The following is a 17,321-nucleotide window of genomic DNA, read 5'->3' on the forward strand; positions in this document are numbered from 1 at the left end:
AGATCGGAGCGGAACGGATCCTTGATAAGGAGTGCAACCGGAAAGTAGGGGTAAATCGTCTGAGCGAGCGACAGCACCGACAGGTAGCCAGAAACGAGAACGACGGCAATAGCCGGTCTTCGCCGCGCAGTCTCGACCGCGACGCCGCTTCCCAGCGATTGGCCTAGAAGAATGATCTGGCTTTCAGATTCTCCAGCAAGCCAGTCGAACGCGGCAACGCCGTCGGTGAGTAGCCCGACCTCGCTCGGTGTCCCCGTCGACCCGGGATAGCCGCGATAGGAAATTGCCAGCAGGCCGATCCCCCGTGAGGCCAGCGCTTGAGCGAGAAAGCTATAATTGTCGATCCGGTCAGCGTTACCAAGAAAGAACAGCACGGCCGGCTTGCGGGGTTTGCCCCGGCTGTAGAGTCCAAAGAGCGTCTCTCCATCGGGCGTCCTGATATAGACACTCTCGCCCCAGCTTGCGTGCCCAGGCGCCTGCCGCGCACCGGGATAGAGGAGGGCTCTCTGGGAGAGGTAGGTCACGCCGAGGAGGGACACATAGGCGATAGTCGCCACAGTCAAGCACATCAGCAGGAGTTTCGCGGTGCTCACAACATCATCCACCGACGCCTAACCGAGTGCCTCAGCGCCAGAGTGATCGGCATGCAGGGCCCCTCAACACCGCTTCGCTGCGGCGGCTAGATCTGTGTTGTCGCGGATCCCGGACTGATAGGCTTCGATCAGCTTCGCAGCAAGGACTTGTGCTTCTTCCGACTTCAGCGGTAGAGCCCGCAATTGCAGTTCGCTTCGGAAAATTTTCTCGATCATCTTGAGCTCGTCAGGCCCGATTGGGTCGAAGCTCCAAACTCGCTCGGATTTCATCAGCTTTTCCTCTGTGCCGGGTAACGCCGGTCGGTGTCGGCGCAAAGTCTACGCCACTTCACCAATATGGCGAGTCATTAGAGCGCCTAGCGGATCAAGGGTCCGGAACCGTACGAAAGAGGAGGCGAGTCTCACGCGGCCGACGGTGACTCTGCTATTCGATTACACGGGGTGCAGATTGGCGACCGGCAGCCGCCATGCTAATGTGCGATCCGTTTCGGTCGTAGGGGAGTTGGCGGCGAGGCGCCGCGGTGCTCCGGCTCCTAGGGGAACGGCTATGGCAGTTCCTTCCCAAGCTTCAATAGACAATCAGTTGTTGACCCTGCTGCCGGAGCCCGACTATCGCCAGATCGCGCCCGATCTCGACTCTGTCAATGTGGCGAGAGGGGCGTTGCTGGCAACGGCCGGCGATCCCATCGAGCATGTCTACTATCTCACATCCGGCATCGGTTCGCTGGTCGCCTCCACGCCGGAAGGCAACAGAGCAGAGGCGGGCATCTTCGGGCGTGAAGGTTACATTCCGACCTCTGCGGCGATGGGTGTTGAGCTCAGCGTCCACGACGTCATCATGCAGATCGAGGGAGATGCTTATCGGATGGAGTTCACCGCATTCCGGAAGTGGATGGATGATAATCGGAACTTCGCCAAGGTCATGATCCGATGCATCGAGGCCTTCTCGATTCAGCTTACCTACACTGCCATTTCGAACGCNCCGGATGGAGTTCACCGCATTCCGGAAGTGGATGGATCATAATCGGAACTTCGCCAAGGTCATGATCCGATGCATCGAGGCCTTCTCGATTCAGCTTACCTACACTGCCATTTCGAACGCCGTGCACGGGGTGGACGAGAGATTGGCGAGATGGCTGCTGATGTGTCATGACCGTGTATCAGGCGACGAAATTCCTCTGACGCATGAATTCATTTCGCTGATGCTCGCCGTTCGTCGTCCAAGCGTCACCACGGCGCTGCATGTTTTGGAAGGAAACGGCTTCATTCGCTCAGTCAGGGGCAACATCATCATCCGGAACAGACAGGCCCTCGAGGAGTTCGCCCGGGACGCCTATGGTAAGCCGGAAGCGGAATACCAGCGGCTTATGACAGGGCTTTTCTAAGTCCGGAAAGAAGTTTCCAAGTCGGGCCAACATCTGCCGAGGGGCAGGCCATCAATGTGCAAGCCATCAGTGTGCGGTTTTGTAACCGATCCGACACGATTATGCTCCTTTCCAGTTCACGGTCGATCCAACCCAGCCCAGGCCTATTGCTCCCTCAGAATGGCAAGGCCGCTTTTTCTCCTATTTCCTTGCTTCCGGTCTCAAGACATTCCCGGAGCTGGTCCTTACGCTCGTTGGGCAACATCGCGGCTCCGAGCTTGATGCCTTCCTGCCATTGAGGGCCACGTTCCCATGCTTCTATATAGACCATGGCGAGGTCGGAAGATCGTCTGGTCTGCAGCAGAGCCTCGACAAGAATCCCGGCCTGCATCACGTCCTTGTCGCGCTTGAGTGCACTAGTCGCATGACGTCGGGACGCGACGATGAGCTTGTGAACAGCAAAGCGAGCTGGATCGGGGACCAATACCGAAACCCCGGATCCGTACAGGAGCACCGTTCTGACAGGTTCGCGGATAAGGAAATCCATAAACCTAAGCGGTTGTGCGCTAGCTTCACCAAGGGCAGGCATCTCGGCAGGCTTGTCGAGATACTCGTCCTTGCCACGATTGGCAGTCAAAAATTCGACGCGATAGCCTTCGCCATTGATGAATGCGGTCGTCTCGGCCCCCGCCAAAGACGGCACGGCACGGAAGGTCGGATCAATGGATTGCAGCAGTTCGAGGATCGGCGGCAGGCTGTCCATGACGCCGGCCGAAATCGCATAATCCTGTGCGAAATCGGCATCTCCGGTCATGATAGCGGTAGAGGGAAGGCGGACACCCAGAAGGCCCGAATATGTTCGGAAGGCGAGGGTGCCTACAAGCACAGCGCGAAGCCGAAAGAGGCCTGCAGCGGCCAAAGCTTCGACGATCACGCCGGAGTTTCGGTCGGCCGCTAGCAAGCCGCCGTCCCGCGTCAGGCTGGAAACCAGACGTCGCCGTGTCCTGAAGTCGGTTTTGATGGTTGAGAAGTCCTCGACGCGTTTCTTGATCTCAGGATCTTCTACGGGGCCGACATATTTTCGCCTTTGACCGCCTTCGCCATCTGGCTGATCGAAATACCAATAGTCGCGGTCCTTGACTTTGACCTTCACAAAGCGACCTCTCGGCGGAAAGTCCAGCGTCCAAGCGTCATCCATGGCTCGCTGACCGACCTCAGCGAGCATCGCCTGATACATCATGTCGATGGGTTTCAGGATGAGCTTCCCAAGGATTATACTGAAATTTGCGATTTAGTATAACGCGACCGGAGCCGAGGTCAACGCCATTATATTATAATCGCAAATCTGGTATAATCGCCGAGGTGTCGCGCCTAATAGCGCCTGCTCGCCAAGTGCAAAACCCGCAGGCCAACGCAGCGATGATTAAAGGTCGTAAGGTTCGAATCTCTCCAAGGCGGTCGGTCAGGATCCGGGAGCATATCTGGGTCGAGTCGCTATGGCATGACCACGTTTGGGCGCACTGCGGACGGAGATTGGCTCAAGTCCAACCCTCAACTGTCATACTCCGAGGTCGAGCCGGGATTGAGGAACCGCCCACGCGCTCGATGCGATTTCGGAACACCTTGCGGATGCGCCGAACTTTCGCCGCATCCGCAAGCATCTCAAGGCCAGGGATGCGCCTGGTTATGCCGCCAGTACAATATTAGTCGCGGGGCTGGAGCAGCGCCAGTGCGACCGTCGATGCGGCAAGGACGGAGGTAAGAGTCAAGGGTCCAGTGGCGCCATAGTTGTCCACGACGTAGCCGCCGAACACCGCGCCGATACTGATGGCGACTTGGAAAGAGACGACCATCAGACTGCCCACCGCTTCAAGCGCGTCGGGTGCCCCACGGGACAGATTGGTAGGCAGCACCACCGGCGCCATGCCAAAAGCGAAGCCCCAAAGCATAGCGAAGCCGAAGGCGACGACGATATGCGCGCCCCAAAGCACCAAAGCGTGGGTGGCAAACGCCATCAACGCTGCGGTGACCATGAGCGCAACGCGGATATCAGCGTCAGCCATTCGGCCACCGGCAATATTGCCGATCACAGAGGCAATGCCAAACCCGAGCAGCGCGAGGGCAATCGGCCAGGTTTCAAGGAGCGTCACTTGTTCGAGGAAGGGGCGCACATAGACCGAGCCGGCAAAATGCCCCGTCATCAGCAAAAGGATCGCAAGCATTCCCAATTGAACGCCACGCCGCCGTGTCAGCCGGAAGACATCGGCAACGCTGTTGCTTGTGTTCGCAGGCAGCGTCGGCAGGCTAAGAACCTGCAATAGCATGGCTAGCGCGGCAAGCGCCGCTGTCATGGCCATGGCGCTGCGCCAGCCCAGCAAGTCGCTGATCAACGCGCCCATCGAGGGCGCGGCAATGGTGGCGAGCGAGACGCCGAGGGTGACGACCGCCATGCCCCGACCCGTCGCATTGGCGCCGACCAGCCTCGCCACGACGGCAACTGAAAGGGCCCAGAAACCGCTTAGCGCGATGCCCAACCCGGCGCGGCCCAACAGCAATATCCAGAAATCGGTCGCCAGCGCCGCAAGAATATTGGAGCCGATCGCCAAGGCACTGAGACTGACCAGAACCGTCTTGCGGTTTAATCTGCCGATGAGAACATTGCTCAACAGGGCCGTCACCGCGCCAACGGAAGCGGTGGCGGTGACGACCTGTCCGGCCGTTCCCTCACTAATGCCGAGATCGCTTGCCATTGGCGTCAGCAGACCTGCCGGCAGGAATTCGGCCGACACAAGGGCAAAGCTGGTAGCCGCCATCGAAAGGACCGCGAACCAGGTGGTCGCGCTCCAGGCGGCCGGCTCAGCGGCATCAATGTCTATCAGCGCGCTGTCAAACTGTGATGTTGTGTCCGTCATTGAAGCATCTCCAAGGTGTGGAGATCTTCTTAGACCAGTCTTGCAGGATGATATGTAGCTTAGAATCCGAAATCCATGTCCGTTCGTCCGGAAATGCTGCGACGCACAACGCCCGGCGAGACGTTGGTGATGCGCTTGAACGCCCGAGCGAAGGATGCCTCGGATTCATAGCCTAAACGGGTTGCGACCTCAGCAACTGACATGCCGCTTTGCTCCAATAGTTCGCGGGCTAGCTGCATTCGAAGACGAGCGAGATAACGTGCTGCACCTTCCCCTAGAATAGCGCTGAAGCGCTCGGCGAAGATCGAGCGCGATTGACCTGCCACGCCGGCGAGGCTTTCGAGGGTCCAGTTATGGCCGGGGTCGCCGTGCATGGCGACCAGGACGCGACCGATATGCGGATCGCGGATGGCGGCGAGCCAGCCGGTGGTTGAGGCTCCGCTGCAATTGACCCAGCAGCGGATGAGCCGCGCGACGAGCAGGTCCGCCATACGCGATAAAACGGTTGCGCTGCCCATCTGCGGCTGTGCGGACTCTGCCGTCATAGCCGCTAGCAGGGGACCAACAATCGGGTCATTGCCGGCCACATCGCAGCCCTTAATGATTGACGGCATCAAAGCGATCAAGGGATTAAGCGCACCGGCGCCCAAGGCCATGGAGCCGCAGAAAAGGGTGCTGGTCTCACCCGTTCCCTCCCGCACCACTTCGCAGACGTTGCTACCCAACTTGGTCACTTGGCAACTCTGGAGCGAGTCGTCGACAACACCGGGCGCGCTGGCCAGCCGGTGGGCGATGCCTTGCGGCAGCAGCACCAGGTCACCATCGTGCAACTCCTGCCAACCATGCGTTTCCGTATGGATCCAGCACGGCTCCCGGCTGACGAAGTGAAAACGAAGCGACGATTGTTGCGGAAAGGCAATGCTCCATGGATGTCGGAGCTCGCAGCGGCCATAGTTGACGCCACTCAAGCGAAAGTCTCGTAGGACTTCGCTTAGCGCATCCATTGGAATATTTCGCGGCGAAGAGGATCGGGACGAACGGTCAAGCATTTACCCAATTTAGATGCCGTCCGTCCGGACTGCAAGGTGGCCGTGGTTTAATACAATCGGCATTGGCGGGCGACCGCTTCGCGCTCTGCACCCAGCGGCCCCGACCAAGGTAATCGCCTATCATCGGCTCGGAAGTGCGCATCTGCCATACGGGATTTCGGGGTACGCGCTCTACCTTCGCTTTTGGGTTCTCCTTGAGCCGAAAACCGGCTGCGAACGGGCGATCGCTCTGGAGCGCACCCTTCGCTCCGCCGACTGTTAATCGAGGTCGGCCGGGTAAATCAGCGCAAGCTCCATACCAGTTCTGCATGCCAACCTTTGAATGCCATTTCCAACGCCCTATTCGACCGCAAACCGGCGTCCATCGCGATCGGTCTTGCTCTCCGCAACAACATCCGCATCAACGCGGTGGCGCCTGCTGTCGTTGAAATCCCGTCTCCCGCCGCCGTCGGTTCGATCCCAACAAGGCGAGCAGGATACTAATGTCGTCTCCGAGGCGATGAAACCAGAACCCAATCCGGCCGTGCGCTCATGGTTGACAAGCAGGTCGCTGAAACGCTGTATCTGTCCAGTGTGACGCGGGCCGAACTGTTGTTTGGTATCGGTGCGCCTGATGGGCGGCGCAAGATGGCTCTGACCGAAACGCTCGACGGCGTGCTCCAACTGTTTGGCCATCGCGTGTTGCCTTTCGACATCGGCGCGCACTACCGCCCTAGCGGTGGCGGCGCGAGCGGCTGGGAAGGGGCGACGCCCGACGGATATATTGCCGCCATTGCCGCCTCCAAGGGATTTATCATAGCTACGGAACACCAGCCCCTTCGAAGCCGCAGGAGTAATCGTAGTAGTAAACCCTTGGGCACCGATGAAGCCATCTTCCGCTGGTCTCGGGTCCGTATAGGTTCAAGAGCAGCAACTCCCTGCTCAGAATTCAACGAAAAGCAGAAGCCTTGCCGCTGCGCCTGCAGTGGCTGCAATAGCTGCCCTCCTTTTCTGCGCGCGGGCAGTCGTTTCGCTGCTTCCGAACATCAAATCATCGTACGATTGCTGAGGAAGGCATGGAGGATTCATAGGATGCTATCGCTTTTGCTGCCGACTGGGAGTATGCATTATCTCCAGAACGGAAAATCTGGAGGAATCATGCAGCGGGCTGAACGTCCAACGTCGCGCAGATCATTCGCGTCACAGGTCGCCGAAGCCCTGCGCGCGCAGATCGAAGCAGGTTTCTACGCGCCAGGTGACAAGCTGCCGACCGAGCCGGCCCTCATTGATCGCTTCGGGTTCAGCCGTACCGTGATCAGGGAGGCGATCGCCGCGCTGCGTGCCGATGGGCTGGTGGAATCGCGGCAGGGGGCGGGGGTGTTCGTGATAGGTGCGAAGCCGGCCGATGAAGGGCTGAAGCTGTTCACGGACGAGACCGACAAGATTTCCGACATCATCGAGGAGCTCGAGCTCCGCATCGGTATAGAGGTGGAAGCCGCAGGTCTCGCGGCGGCCCGCAGCTCGCCGGCGCAGGAAGCCGAAATCCAGGCGCAGGTCGACAGATTCGCCGACCTCGTCGCTGAAGGCCGACCCACCGACGAGGCGGATTTCCAGTTCCACATGGCAATCGCCACGGCGACCAACAACGCGAGATTCAAGGCCTTCCTCGAACATGTCGGCCGTCGGATGATCCCGCGGGTGAAGTTCAAGACCGTCATGGGCGGGGTCGATCCCTTGCCCAGCCGCGACCAGCCGATCCTCGAGGAACATCGCGAAATCGCCGAAGCGATTATCGCTCGTGACCCGGATAAGGCGCGCGAGGCGATGCGCCGCCATCTCGTCACCGGGATCAAGCGCTATCGCTCGTTAATGATCCGTCGCTCGACGGTGGATCGCGAGAAAGGCGATTGACTCATCTCTAAAGTCATCATATGACTTCCTCCGCGACATCATATTAGTTCGTGGGAGGAATTCCTTTGTCACCAGATGCAATCAAGTCGCGTATCGGCTCGGGTCTGCTGTCGTTCCCGGTTACGCACTTCAACGACGACTTCAGCCTCAACCTCAAGAGCTACCGCGAGCACGTCGCATGGCTTTCCGGCTTCGGGGCCGCCGCCCTTTTTGCCGCCGGAGGAACCGGCGAATTTTTCTCCCTCTCGCCAGAGGAGGTCGGCAAAGTGACGCGCGCTGCCAAGGAAGCTTCCGGCGACGTGCCGATCATCGCCGGCTGCGGCTACGGGACGGTGCTCGCCAAGGAAACCGCCCGCCACGCCGAAGCCGCCGGCGCCGATGGTCTCCTGCTTCTGCCGCATTACCTGATGGAAGCGTCGCAGGAGGGCATCTACCGGCATGTGAAGGCCGTATGCGAATCCACCGGCCTCGGCGTCATCATCTACAACCGCGCCAATTCGGTCGCCAATGCCGAGACCGTTGCGCGCCTCGCGGAAGCCTGCCCCAACCTCATCGGCTTCAAGGACGGCACCGGAAAAGTCGATCTCGTCCGTCAGGTGACAGCGAAGCTCGGCGACCGGCTCACCTATATCGGCGGCATGCCGACGCATGAGCTTTTTGCCGAAGGCTTCAACGGTGTCGGTGTCACGACCTATTCCTCTGCCGTCTTCAACTTCGTGCCAAAACTGGCGCAGCGCTTCTACAATGCGATGCGGGCGAGCGACCGGGCGACTATGGAAGAGATCCTGCACCGCTTCTTCTTCCCCTTCGCGGCGCTACGCGATCGCGAGCAGGGTTATCCGGTTTCGATCATCAAGGCCGGTGTCGACCTCATCGGGCGCACGCCAGGTCCGGTGCGCCCGCCGCTGACGGACCTCAAGCCTGAGGAGAAAGACACGCTGCGAGAATTGATCGAGAAGGCCGCAGCTTAAAATCAGCAGGTTCGGCCGGTGGGTGAATGGGACGAGGATGCTCGCCCGACGTGGCCGAGAAGCAAACACCTAGGGAGGAAAACATGAAGAGGTCAAATGTTCTTGCGATAGCGTCCGCCGTCCTGATGGCGGCCGCCGCATCGTCGGCAATGGCGCAGGCGGGGCAAGAAATCCGCATCGTCCTGCCTGAGCAGCCGGCAAATCTGGAGCCCTGCGGCACGATCATCACCAATGTCGGGCAGATCCTCAGTCAGAACGTGGTCGAGCCATTGACGGTGATCGACCCGAAGTCCGGACAGCCGCAACCGAAGCTTGCGATCGAATGGACGCAGGTCGATCCGGTAACCTGGCGGCTCAAGCTGCGCGGCGGCGTGAAATTCCAGGACGGCTCGGACTTAAACGCGGAAGCGGTCGTCTTCTCGATCAACCGGATGCTCGGCGGCAAGATCACCTGCAGCAACATCGCCAAGTTCGGCGATGCGAAGCTGGAGGTCACCGCCGTCGACGATCTCACCGTCGAGATCAAGTCGGACAAACCTCAACCGATCCTGCCGACGCTCTTGAGCGTCGTCATGGTCGTCTCACCGAGGACGCCGGAGGACAAGGCCGTCAACGATCCGGTCGGGACCGGCCCCTTCAAGCTTTCGACCTTCTCGCCTGAGACCGTCGTGCTCGATGCCTTCGACGGCTATTGGGGCCAGAAGCCGGAATTTACCAAGGCGACCTATGTCTGGCGCCCCGAATCCTCGATCCGCGCCGCCATGGTCGCCACTGGCGAAGCGGACCTGACGCCGTCGATCGCCATCCAGGACGCAAGCAATCCGGAGACCGACTTCGCCTATCTGAACTCGGAAACGACCGCGATCCGCATCGACACCGCCCAGCCGCCGCTTGACGACCCGCGCGTCCGTAAGGCGCTCAATCTGGCGATCGATTGGGAGGGCCTCGCCCAGCTCTTCGGCGACGATGTCAAGCGGGCGTCGCAGATGGTCGTTCCGGGGATCAACGGCCACGACGACACACTCGAAGCGTGGCCCTACGATCCGGAAGAGGCGAAGAAGCTGCTCGAGGAGGCAGCTGCCGACGGCGTTGCCGTCGATACCGAGATCAAGCTCATCGGCCGCAACGGCATCTATCCGAACGGTGCGGAGGCGATGGAAGCCATGATGACGATGTGGCAGGCCGTGGGCCTGAACGTCAAGCTCACCATGCTCGACGTCGCCGATTGGCTCAGATACCTGCAAAAACCCTTCCCGGAAGAGCGCGGAGCCAACCTCCTGCAGATGATGCACGACAACAACAAGGGCGATGCGGCCTTCACGATCCCGATCTTCTACCGCTCGAGCGGCAACTACGCGACTCTTTCCGATCCCGGCCTCGACAAGGAGATCGACGCAGCGCTCGCCGCCACCGGCGAAGACCGCACGAAGAGCTTCAAGGCGATCTTCGACGAGGCGCGCAAGGAGGTGGTAGCGGACATCCCGATGTTCCACATGATCGGCTACACGCGTGTCGGCACCAGGCTTGACTGGAAGCCGGATATTACGACCAACAGCGAAATCCCGCTGGCCAAGATTCATCTCAAGGACTGATCGACCGGATCGCAGGGTGGCCGGCGCCACCCTGCGATCCCATCTGCTTGCGTGCGATACCTTCGAAGGGCATCGGAAATGTTCAGCTACATAGGGCGCCGTGCGTCCCATAGCATCCTGTCGGTCATCGGCCTATTGACGCTGGTCTTCTTCCTGACGCGGCTGACCGGCGACCCGTCCGCCTTGTACCTGCCGCTCGACGCGACAGCGGAAGCGCGGGCCGCATTCGCAAGACTGAACGGCCTCGACCAGCCGATCCCCTGGCAATTTGCAGAGTATCTTAAGGACTTGCTGCATCTCGATTTCGGCCAGTCGCTGCGACAGAACCGTTCGGCGATGGAGGTGGCGCTCCAGGCTTTTCCGGAGACGCTGAAACTTGCCTTCGTCGCGATCACGCTTTCGACGGCGCTCGCTATCCTCGTCGGATCGCTCGCCGCCGCGCGTCCCGGCAGCCTCTTCGACCGTATCGCCAGCATTGCTTCCCTTGCCGGTGCTAGCGCTCCGGATTTCTGGGTGGCGATCGTCGGTATCCTAGTCTTTGCCGTCGGCCTGGAGATCCTACCGACATCAGGCACCGGCAGCTGGGCCCATTGGATCATGCCGATCTTCGTGCTGATGCTGCGGCCCTTCGGGCTGCTCGTGCAGGTCGTGCGCGGCACCATGCTCTCCGCGCTTGCCTCGCCCTACATCAAAACCGCACGTGCCAAAGGGCTTCGCCGGCAAACGATCATCTTCGGGCATGCGCTTCGCAACTCGCTTTTGCCCGTGGTCACGGTCGCCGGCGATCTTGCCACCAGCCTCGTCAACGGCGCGGTCGTGGTCGAGTCGATCTTCGGTTGGCCGGGCATCGGCAAGTTGATGATCGACTCGATCATCCAGCGCGATTTTGCCGTGGTCCAATCGACGATCCTGGTAACGGCGACCGCCATCTTCATCCTGAACATCGCGATCGATCTGCTCTACGCGTTCCTCGATCCGCGCATCCGGTATTGAGCCATGACAATCATATCTCCCGATATCAAGCCGGCGGCGGCCCCAGGCGCCAGTCGTGTCCTGCTCGCCTATTTGCGGCGCGACAGGCTGGCGCTGGCCGCGGCAATTTTCCTAGCGCTCTTCGTAATGGCGGCGATCCTCGGACCATGGCTCGTCGGCGACGCGGCGTCTCGGCTGGGACTGCGCCAGCGCAATCTTGCGCCGTTCTCCCTCGAACATTCATGGATCTACTTTCTTGGCGCCGACACGCTGGGGCGACCGCTTCTCGCGCGTCTGATTGTCGGAGCCCAGAGCACGCTCGGAATCGCCGCGGCCGCGGTTTTCTCTTCCATGCTTATCGGCGGGACACTCGGCCTCATCGCCGGTTACTCCGAACGATGGTACAGCCATATGATCCTGCGCCTTGCAGACGTAGTGATGAGCTTTCCGTCGCTGCTTCTGGCACTGATCGTGCTCTATACGCTGGGTCCGAGCATCACCAATCTCGTTATCGTTCTCGCCATCACGCGCATGCCGATTTATCTGAGGACCGCGCGGGCCGAGGTGCTGGAACTGCGCGAGCGCATGTTTGTCAGCGCGGCTCGCTCGATGGGGGCGGGACCCGCCCGCATCCTTCTGAAGCACATCGCGCCACTTGTCCTGCCGACATTGATCACGATCGCCGCGATCGACTTCGCGACGGTCATTCTGTCGGAATCGGCACTGAGCTTCCTCGGCCTCGGTATTCAGCCTCCCGACTTTACCTGGGGCGCAATGGTGGCGAACGGGCGCGGCTATCTCTCAACCGCCTGGTGGATCGCTTTCTGGCCGGGTCTTGCGATCATGCTGACGACGCTGTCCCTCAACATCCTTTCGAACTGGGCCCGGACCGTCGCCGATCCGCAGCAACGTTGGCGTCTGCAGACTTTGCGAAAGGCAGCCCGATGAAGAACAAACACGATTCCATTCTCAAGGGCGAGGGGCCGATCCTGAAGATCGAAGGGCTCACCGTTGATTTCCTCTCGAACGATGAGCCGGTTCGCGCGGTCGACAATGTCTCCTTCAATGTCAACCGGGGCGAGACGCTCGTCATCCTCGGCGAAAGCGGCTCGGGCAAAAGCGTCAGCACGAGCACGGTGATGGACCTCGTCGATTGCCCGCCGGGCGATATTGTCGGCGGATCGTGCCTCTTCGACGGCACCGAACTGTCGCGCCTGGACGCGGAGGGCCGCCGAAACATCAACGGTCGCCGGATCGCGATGATCTTTCAGGATCCGCTCGCCTATCTCAATCCGGTTTACACCGTTGGACGACAGATCGCGGAGGTGTTCGAGAGCCATGACGCGGCACATGGCAAGCAGGCACGTGCCAACGCAATTGAACTGCTTCGGCGGGTCGGCATCCCCGAGCCAGAAAGTCGGGTGGATTTCTATCCGCACCAGTTCTCCGGAGGCCAGCGCCAGCGCGTGATGATCGCCATGGCGATCGCGCTGAAGCCCGATATCCTGATTGCCGACGAGCCGACGACGGCACTCGACGTCAGCGTCCAGGCGCAGATTCTCGATCTCTTGCGCGATCTCCAGAGCGAGACCGGCATGGCGCTTGTCATGATCACCCACGATCTCGAGGTCGCCGCATCCATGGCCGACCGAATCATCGTCATGAATGGCGGAAAGATCGTGGAATCCGGCCTCGCCCAGGAAGTGTTCAGCAACCCGCAACACCCCTACACGCGACGCCTCATCGCCGCACTCCCGCACGGCGAGGCGGCGGAAACGTCGCACAGACGGTCGACGGACCTTACAGGCGCGACGCTTCTCAAGGTGCAGCACCTGACGAAGGAATATGTGCTTGCATCCGGCGCCTTCGCCGGCAAGCGCACGTTCAAGGCAGTCGACGACGTCAGTTTCGAAGTGCGGAAAGGCGAGACGCTCGGCATCGTCGGAGAGTCTGGCTCAGGTAAGTCGAGCATTGCACGCATTCTGTTGCGGCTGAACGATCCGAGCTTCGGCGAGGCGATCTATGCAGGCGAAAACATCTTCGAGATGAGCGGGAAGTGCCTCGTTGCGTTTCGACGAAAGGTCCAGATGGTGTTTCAGGATCCCTATGGCTCCATGAACCCACGCGTGAACGTCCGCGCCATTATCTCGGAGCCTTGGGCGATCCACCGCGATCTCCTGCCCAGGAGCAAGTGGAAGGACCGTGTGGCGGAGCTTCTGGATCTGGTCGGTCTGAGGCCGGAACATGCCGAGCGCTACCCGCACCAGTTCTCCGGCGGCCAGCGGCAGCGTATCGCGATTGCCCGGGCGCTGGCGAGCCAGCCGGAACTGATCGTTTGCGACGAGGCGGTCTCCGCACTCGATGTCTCGATCCAGGCACAGGTGATCGATCTGCTTGCCGATCTTCGCACGAGGCTCGGCCTATCCTATATCTTCATCACCCATGACCTGCCGATCGTGCGCCATTTCGCCGATCGGATCCTGGTGATGAAACAAGGAAAGGTCGTCGAGGAGGGTCCGACCTCGGCATTGTTCAGCGCGCCGCGACACGAGTACACGCAGAGCCTGCTCAAGGCGGTACCGAAACCGAAATGGCTCATGTCGACCGAAGCGCCGCCGGCAGTGCCAGGCGCGCCTCGACCTGAGCGGACGAGAAACGGGAGCGTGGCAGGATGACACTTCATCAGAATCTCATTGCCGGCGAATGGGTCGGCAGCGACGGCGTCGCCAACGTCAATCCGTCGAACACCAACGACGTCATCGGCGAATATGCCCGTGCCACCGCCGACGATGCTTCAGCCGCGATTGCCGCGGCCAAGGCGGCGTTTCCGGCCTGGTCGCGCTCCGGCATTCTCGAACGCCACGCAATCTTGAGAAAGACCGCCGACGAAATCCTCGCCCGCAAGGACGAGCTCGGCCGGCTGCTGTCGCGCGAGGAAGGCAAGACGCTCGCCGAGGGCATCGGCGAAACGGTGCGTGCCGGCCAGATCTTCGACTTCTTCGCCGGCGAATGCCTGCGCCTCGCCGGCGAGACGCTGCCGTCGGTCCGCCCGAACATCGGCGTCGAGGTCACCCGCGAGGCGGTCGGCGTCGTCGGCATCATCACGCCGTGGAACTTCCCGATCGCCATTCCGGCGTGGAAGATCGCCCCGGCGCTTTGCTACGGCAACACCATCGTCTTCAAGCCGGCCGAACTCGTCCCGGGCTGCTCCTGGGCGATCGTCGACANGATTCCGGAAAGAAGGTCCCCAAGTCGCTGGCCAGCAGATGTTGTCGCGCTCACCCTCAGAGCTCAAAAAAAGCCCTCGGAGCATTTGCCGAGGGGCAGGCCATCAATGTGCAAGCCATTAGTGTGCGATTTGTAAAGTAGGGCACGAATCGAAATTGCTCCATCCTCGCTCGTCCTGCGTACGAAATCGGACCAAAGGCTCGGGCGGTGGAACGACATGTGCGCCTCCTGGTTGGATAGCAGGTTCATAGAAGGGAGGTCTCAATGAAGGAGATCCCCTGGCGCATAGCCATTTCGGTAAGACTTCAAAACGGCATAGAGCGACGGTTCTGTGGCCCGTATGACGCCCTCGACTTCCTCGAACACGAGTGGCCGAACCATGGAAGACGTTACTACCAAGCAGTCAGAGATTGCCGTGCGGCGTTGTCGAGGCTTCAAACAGCCGAGGTGGCAAGGCTATCATTTATCGATGCCTGTATAGAGGCATCGATGCCATTTGCGGAGACCCGTGGCAGTCACACACCGGCTCTGCTTAAGGGCACTTCTGCGCGTCGGCGGTACTGACAGAAACTAGCGTGAATTCCTGACCACATCCTTACGCATCAAAAGACGTTCCCGAGGACTTCGCTCAAACGACTTCTTTCGCCGCCGGCTCTCTTACGCTCGGCGTCTATGGTCTTCGAAATCTACTGCATGTCTCCTTAGATCGACCTCGATTTAAGGAGACATGCAGCAATTCAAAGTGCTGCAGCGACCTTTGCGCGTCTGATAAGACGCGCGGCGCAGTAGCAGGTGAGCTTGTCCGTCATCTGGTTGGGAATGCCGCCGTTCTGCGCGACGAAAGTCCCAACGGAGTCTCCTCCCGATACCATCACTCGCGCTTGGCTTGTCGTGTCGCCGCGTGGTCATTTTTTTCCCCGATTTCTTCAGATCCTCCTTCGGAGCGGGCTGACGGCCTCGGTCCAGCCTACTTGGAGCCGATCTCGGGCTCCTGCCACCCTGCTCCAAACCGATGTTCGAACGCTTCACCCGTTGAGGGCGAAACCATTCGTTCACGGGTCCGCGCCCGTCGGGCGCGGACCCATGCTTCCGTCAGAAGTCCATGCCTCCAGGCGGCATCGGCGGAACCGGCGCCTCCTTCTTCGGCTTCTCGGCGACCATTGCCTCGGTGGTAATCAGCAGCCCGGCGACCGAGGCGGCGTCCTGCAACGCGGTGCGGACGACCTTGACCGGATCGATCACACCTTGCTCGTAAAGGTCACCGAACTCGTTGGTCTGGGCGTTCCAGCCATAGCCAATGTCGGATTTCTCGCGTAGCTTACCGACGATGATCGAACCTTCGGCACCCGCATTTTCGGCGATCTGGCGCACCGGCGCTTCGATCGCACGGCGCACGATCTCGATGCCATGCCTCTGGTCGGGGTTCTCGGTCTGAACGCCGTCCAGGGCCTCGACGGCTCGAAGCAACGCGACACCGCCGCCGGGCAGCACGCCCTCCTCGACGGCCGCCCGGGTTGCATGCATCGCGTCGTCGACGCGGTCCTTGCGTTCCTTGACTTCGACCTCGGTCGAGCCACCGACGCGGATCACGGCAACACCGCCGGCGAGCTTGGCGAGACGCTCCTGCAACTTCTCGCGATCGTAATCCGAGGTGGTTTCCTCGATCTGCGCCTTGATCTGGGCGACGCGGCCCTGAATTTCCGTCTTCGAACCAGCGCCGTCGACAATCGTCGTGTTTTCCTTTTCGACAACCACCTTCTTGGCGCGGCCGAGCATCTCGAGCGTGACGTTCTCAAGCTTGATGCCGAGGTCCTCGGAGATTGCCGTTCCGCCCGTCAGGATGGCGATGTCTTCGAGCATGGCCTTACGACGGTCGCCAAAACCAGGCGCTTTCACGGCAGCCACCTTCAGGCCGCCACGCAGCTTGTTGACGACGAGCGTGGCGAGCGCTTCACCCTCGACGTCCTCGGCGATAATCAGCAGCGGTTTGCCGGATTGAACGACAGATTCGAGAACCGGAAGCAGCGCCTGCAGATTGGACAGCTTCTTCTCGTGGATAAGCACATAGGGCTCCTCCAGCTCGACGCGCATCTTCTCGGGATTGGTCACGAAATAGGGCGAGAGGTAACCGCGGTCGAACTGCATGCCCTCGACGACTTCGAGCTCCGTGACCGCGGTCTTGGCTTCTTCGACGGTGATCACTCCTTCGTTGCCGACCTTTTCCATCGCTTCTGCGAGGAAGCGGCCAATCTCCGTGTCGCCATTGGCCGAGATGGTGCCGACCTGGGCGATCTCATCGTTTCTGGTGACTTTGCGGGCGTTCCTCCGCAGCTCCTCGACCACAGCCTCCACCGCCTTGTCGACGCCACGCTTGAGGTCCATCGGGTTCATTCCCGAGGCCACGGCTTTCGCTCCCTCCTTGACGATCGCCTGGGCGAGAACCGTTGCCGTCGTGGTGCCGTCGCCGGCGATGTCACTGGTCTTTGACGCCACTTCGCGCACCATCTGGGCGCCCATGTTCTCGAACTTGTCCTCAAGCTCGATCTCCTTGGCGACGGTGACGCCGTCCTTGGTGATCCGTGGAGCGCCGAACGATTTGTCGAGCACCACATTGCGACCCTTCGGGCCCAACGTCACCTTCACCGCATTGGCGAGAATGTCGACGCCGCGAAGCATCTTCTCGCGGGCTTCGGTATGGAATCTCACTTCCTTGGCAGCCATTTTTTCTACTCCTCCAATTGGCCCGGCTC

The 17,321-nt window shown here is 60.6% G+C and carries 15 protein-coding genes and 1 pseudogene; 10 read left to right on the top strand and 6 right to left on the bottom strand.

All coding sequences use genetic code 11. The annotated features are described in order from the left end of the window. A partial coding sequence (locus ATC00_RS24100) for an alpha/beta hydrolase (RefSeq protein ID WP_064254945.1) occupies positions 1-593 on the bottom strand: 593 nt, incomplete at its 3' end. Positions 594-656: 63 nt separating this feature from the next. Further along, the gene (locus ATC00_RS24105) at positions 657-863 is read right to left on the bottom strand and encodes a hypothetical protein (RefSeq protein WP_064254679.1); all 207 of its coding nucleotides are present in this window, start codon (positions 861-863) and stop codon (positions 657-659) included. Between the two features lie 277 nt (positions 864-1,140). On the opposite strand from ATC00_RS24105, the gene ATC00_RS34155 reads away from it, so the two are divergent. Then, positions 1,141-1,574 (top strand): Crp/Fnr family transcriptional regulator (locus ATC00_RS34155; protein ID WP_153045283.1); only part of this gene is annotated, 434 nt, incomplete at its 3' end. Position 1,575: 1 nt separating this feature from the next. Further along, positions 1,576-1,978, top strand: a pseudogene (locus ATC00_RS33775) (Crp/Fnr family transcriptional regulator); the annotation flags it as partial. Between the two features lie 154 nt (positions 1,979-2,132). Here the strand turns inward: ATC00_RS33775 and ATC00_RS24120 are convergent. The 3 genes from ATC00_RS24120 to ATC00_RS24130 form a co-directional block, all read right to left on the bottom strand. Then, a complete protein-coding gene (locus ATC00_RS24120; RefSeq protein ID WP_064254681.1) occupies positions 2,133-3,212 on the bottom strand; it encodes a nucleotidyltransferase family protein in 1,080 nt (359 codons plus the stop codon). Between the two features lie 448 nt (positions 3,213-3,660). Continuing rightward, positions 3,661-4,869 (bottom strand): MFS transporter, encoded by a 1,209-nt coding sequence (locus ATC00_RS24125; protein ID WP_064254682.1) that lies wholly within the window; start codon positions 4,867-4,869, stop codon positions 3,661-3,663. A gap of 59 nt (positions 4,870-4,928) precedes the next feature. Beyond that, positions 4,929-5,918 (bottom strand): AraC family transcriptional regulator, encoded by a 990-nt coding sequence (locus ATC00_RS24130; RefSeq protein ID WP_064254683.1) that lies wholly within the window; start codon positions 5,916-5,918, stop codon positions 4,929-4,931. A 1,137-nt stretch (positions 5,919-7,055) separates the two neighbouring features. Between ATC00_RS24130 and ATC00_RS24140 the strand changes: the two genes are divergently transcribed. The 8 genes from ATC00_RS24140 to ATC00_RS31630 all read left to right on the top strand — a co-directional run bounded on the left by ATC00_RS24140 (position 7,056) and on the right by ATC00_RS31630 (position 15,135). Next, complete coding sequence (locus tag ATC00_RS24140) at positions 7,056-7,808, top strand: FadR/GntR family transcriptional regulator (RefSeq protein ID WP_064254685.1); 753 nt, start codon at positions 7,056-7,058, stop codon at positions 7,806-7,808. A gap of 65 nt (positions 7,809-7,873) precedes the next feature. Further along, positions 7,874-8,779 carry a 5-dehydro-4-deoxyglucarate dehydratase gene (gene kdgD / locus ATC00_RS24145; protein WP_064254686.1) on the top strand — a complete coding sequence of 302 codons (906 nt, stop codon included), beginning with the start codon at positions 7,874-7,876 and terminating at the stop codon, positions 8,777-8,779. An 83-nt stretch (positions 8,780-8,862) separates the two neighbouring features. Further along, complete coding sequence (locus tag ATC00_RS24150) at positions 8,863-10,371, top strand: ABC transporter substrate-binding protein (protein ID WP_082912539.1); 1,509 nt, start codon at positions 8,863-8,865, stop codon at positions 10,369-10,371. 78 nt (positions 10,372-10,449) lie between these two features. Beyond that, the gene (locus ATC00_RS24155; RefSeq protein WP_064254687.1) at positions 10,450-11,364 is read left to right on the top strand and encodes an ABC transporter permease; all 915 of its coding nucleotides are present in this window, start codon (positions 10,450-10,452) and stop codon (positions 11,362-11,364) included. Between the two features lie 3 nt (positions 11,365-11,367). After that, positions 11,368-12,291, top strand: a complete 924-nt coding sequence (locus ATC00_RS24160; RefSeq protein ID WP_064254688.1) for an ABC transporter permease — start codon at positions 11,368-11,370, stop codon at positions 12,289-12,291. Beyond that, positions 12,288-14,018: an ABC transporter ATP-binding protein gene (locus ATC00_RS24165; RefSeq protein ID WP_064254689.1), complete on the top strand. Its 1,731-nt coding sequence runs from the start codon at positions 12,288-12,290 to the stop codon at positions 14,016-14,018. Before ATC00_RS24160 ends, ATC00_RS24165 begins: the two co-directional genes overlap by 4 nt. Further along, positions 14,015-14,570, top strand: a 556-nt coding sequence (locus ATC00_RS24170; protein ID WP_153045285.1) for an aldehyde dehydrogenase family protein, incomplete at its 3' end; no start/stop codon positions are given. The genes ATC00_RS24165 and ATC00_RS24170, both read left to right, overlap by 4 nt. A gap of 265 nt (positions 14,571-14,835) precedes the next feature. Beyond that, the gene (locus tag ATC00_RS31630; protein WP_072642916.1) at positions 14,836-15,135 is read left to right on the top strand and encodes a DUF982 domain-containing protein; all 300 of its coding nucleotides are present in this window, start codon (positions 14,836-14,838) and stop codon (positions 15,133-15,135) included. A gap of 528 nt (positions 15,136-15,663) precedes the next feature. Here the strand turns inward: ATC00_RS31630 and groL are convergent. Beyond that, entirely contained in the window at positions 15,664-17,292 is a 1,629-nt protein-coding gene (groL, locus tag ATC00_RS24175) for a chaperonin GroEL (protein WP_064254690.1), read from the bottom strand. Positions 17,293-17,321 lie beyond the last annotated feature (29 nt).

Origin of the sequence: Sinorhizobium americanum (assembly GCF_001651855.1) — a bacterium.
GTDB classification, from domain to species: domain Bacteria; phylum Pseudomonadota; class Alphaproteobacteria; order Rhizobiales; family Rhizobiaceae; genus Sinorhizobium; species Sinorhizobium americanum.

What these genes read in the sequence shown, in the direction of transcription:
- ATC00_RS31630 (WP_072642916.1), top strand. Translation starts at nt 14,836, where the DNA reads ATGAAGGAGATCCCCTGGCGCATAGCCATTTCGGTAAGACTTCAAAAC.
- ATC00_RS24160 (WP_064254688.1), top strand. Translation starts at nt 11,368, where the DNA reads ATGACAATCATATCTCCCGATATCAAGCCGGCGGCGGCCCCAGGCGCC.
- ATC00_RS24140 (WP_064254685.1), top strand. Translation starts at nt 7,056, where the DNA reads ATGCAGCGGGCTGAACGTCCAACGTCGCGCAGATCATTCGCGTCACAG.
- ATC00_RS24150 (WP_082912539.1), top strand. Translation starts at nt 8,863, where the DNA reads ATGAAGAGGTCAAATGTTCTTGCGATAGCGTCCGCCGTCCTGATGGCG.
- ATC00_RS24165 (WP_064254689.1), top strand. Translation starts at nt 12,288, where the DNA reads ATGAAGAACAAACACGATTCCATTCTCAAGGGCGAGGGGCCGATCCTG.
- ATC00_RS24125 (WP_064254682.1), bottom strand. Translation starts at nt 4,869, where the DNA reads ATGACGGACACAACATCACAGTTTGACAGCGCGCTGATAGACATTGAT.
- ATC00_RS24130 (WP_064254683.1), bottom strand. Translation starts at nt 5,918, where the DNA reads ATGCTTGACCGTTCGTCCCGATCCTCTTCGCCGCGAAATATTCCAATG.
- ATC00_RS24105 (WP_064254679.1), bottom strand. Translation starts at nt 863, where the DNA reads ATGAAATCCGAGCGAGTTTGGAGCTTCGACCCAATCGGGCCTGACGAG.
- groL (WP_064254690.1), bottom strand. Translation starts at nt 17,292, where the DNA reads ATGGCTGCCAAGGAAGTGAGATTCCATACCGAAGCCCGCGAGAAGATG.
- ATC00_RS24155 (WP_064254687.1), top strand. Translation starts at nt 10,450, where the DNA reads ATGTTCAGCTACATAGGGCGCCGTGCGTCCCATAGCATCCTGTCGGTC.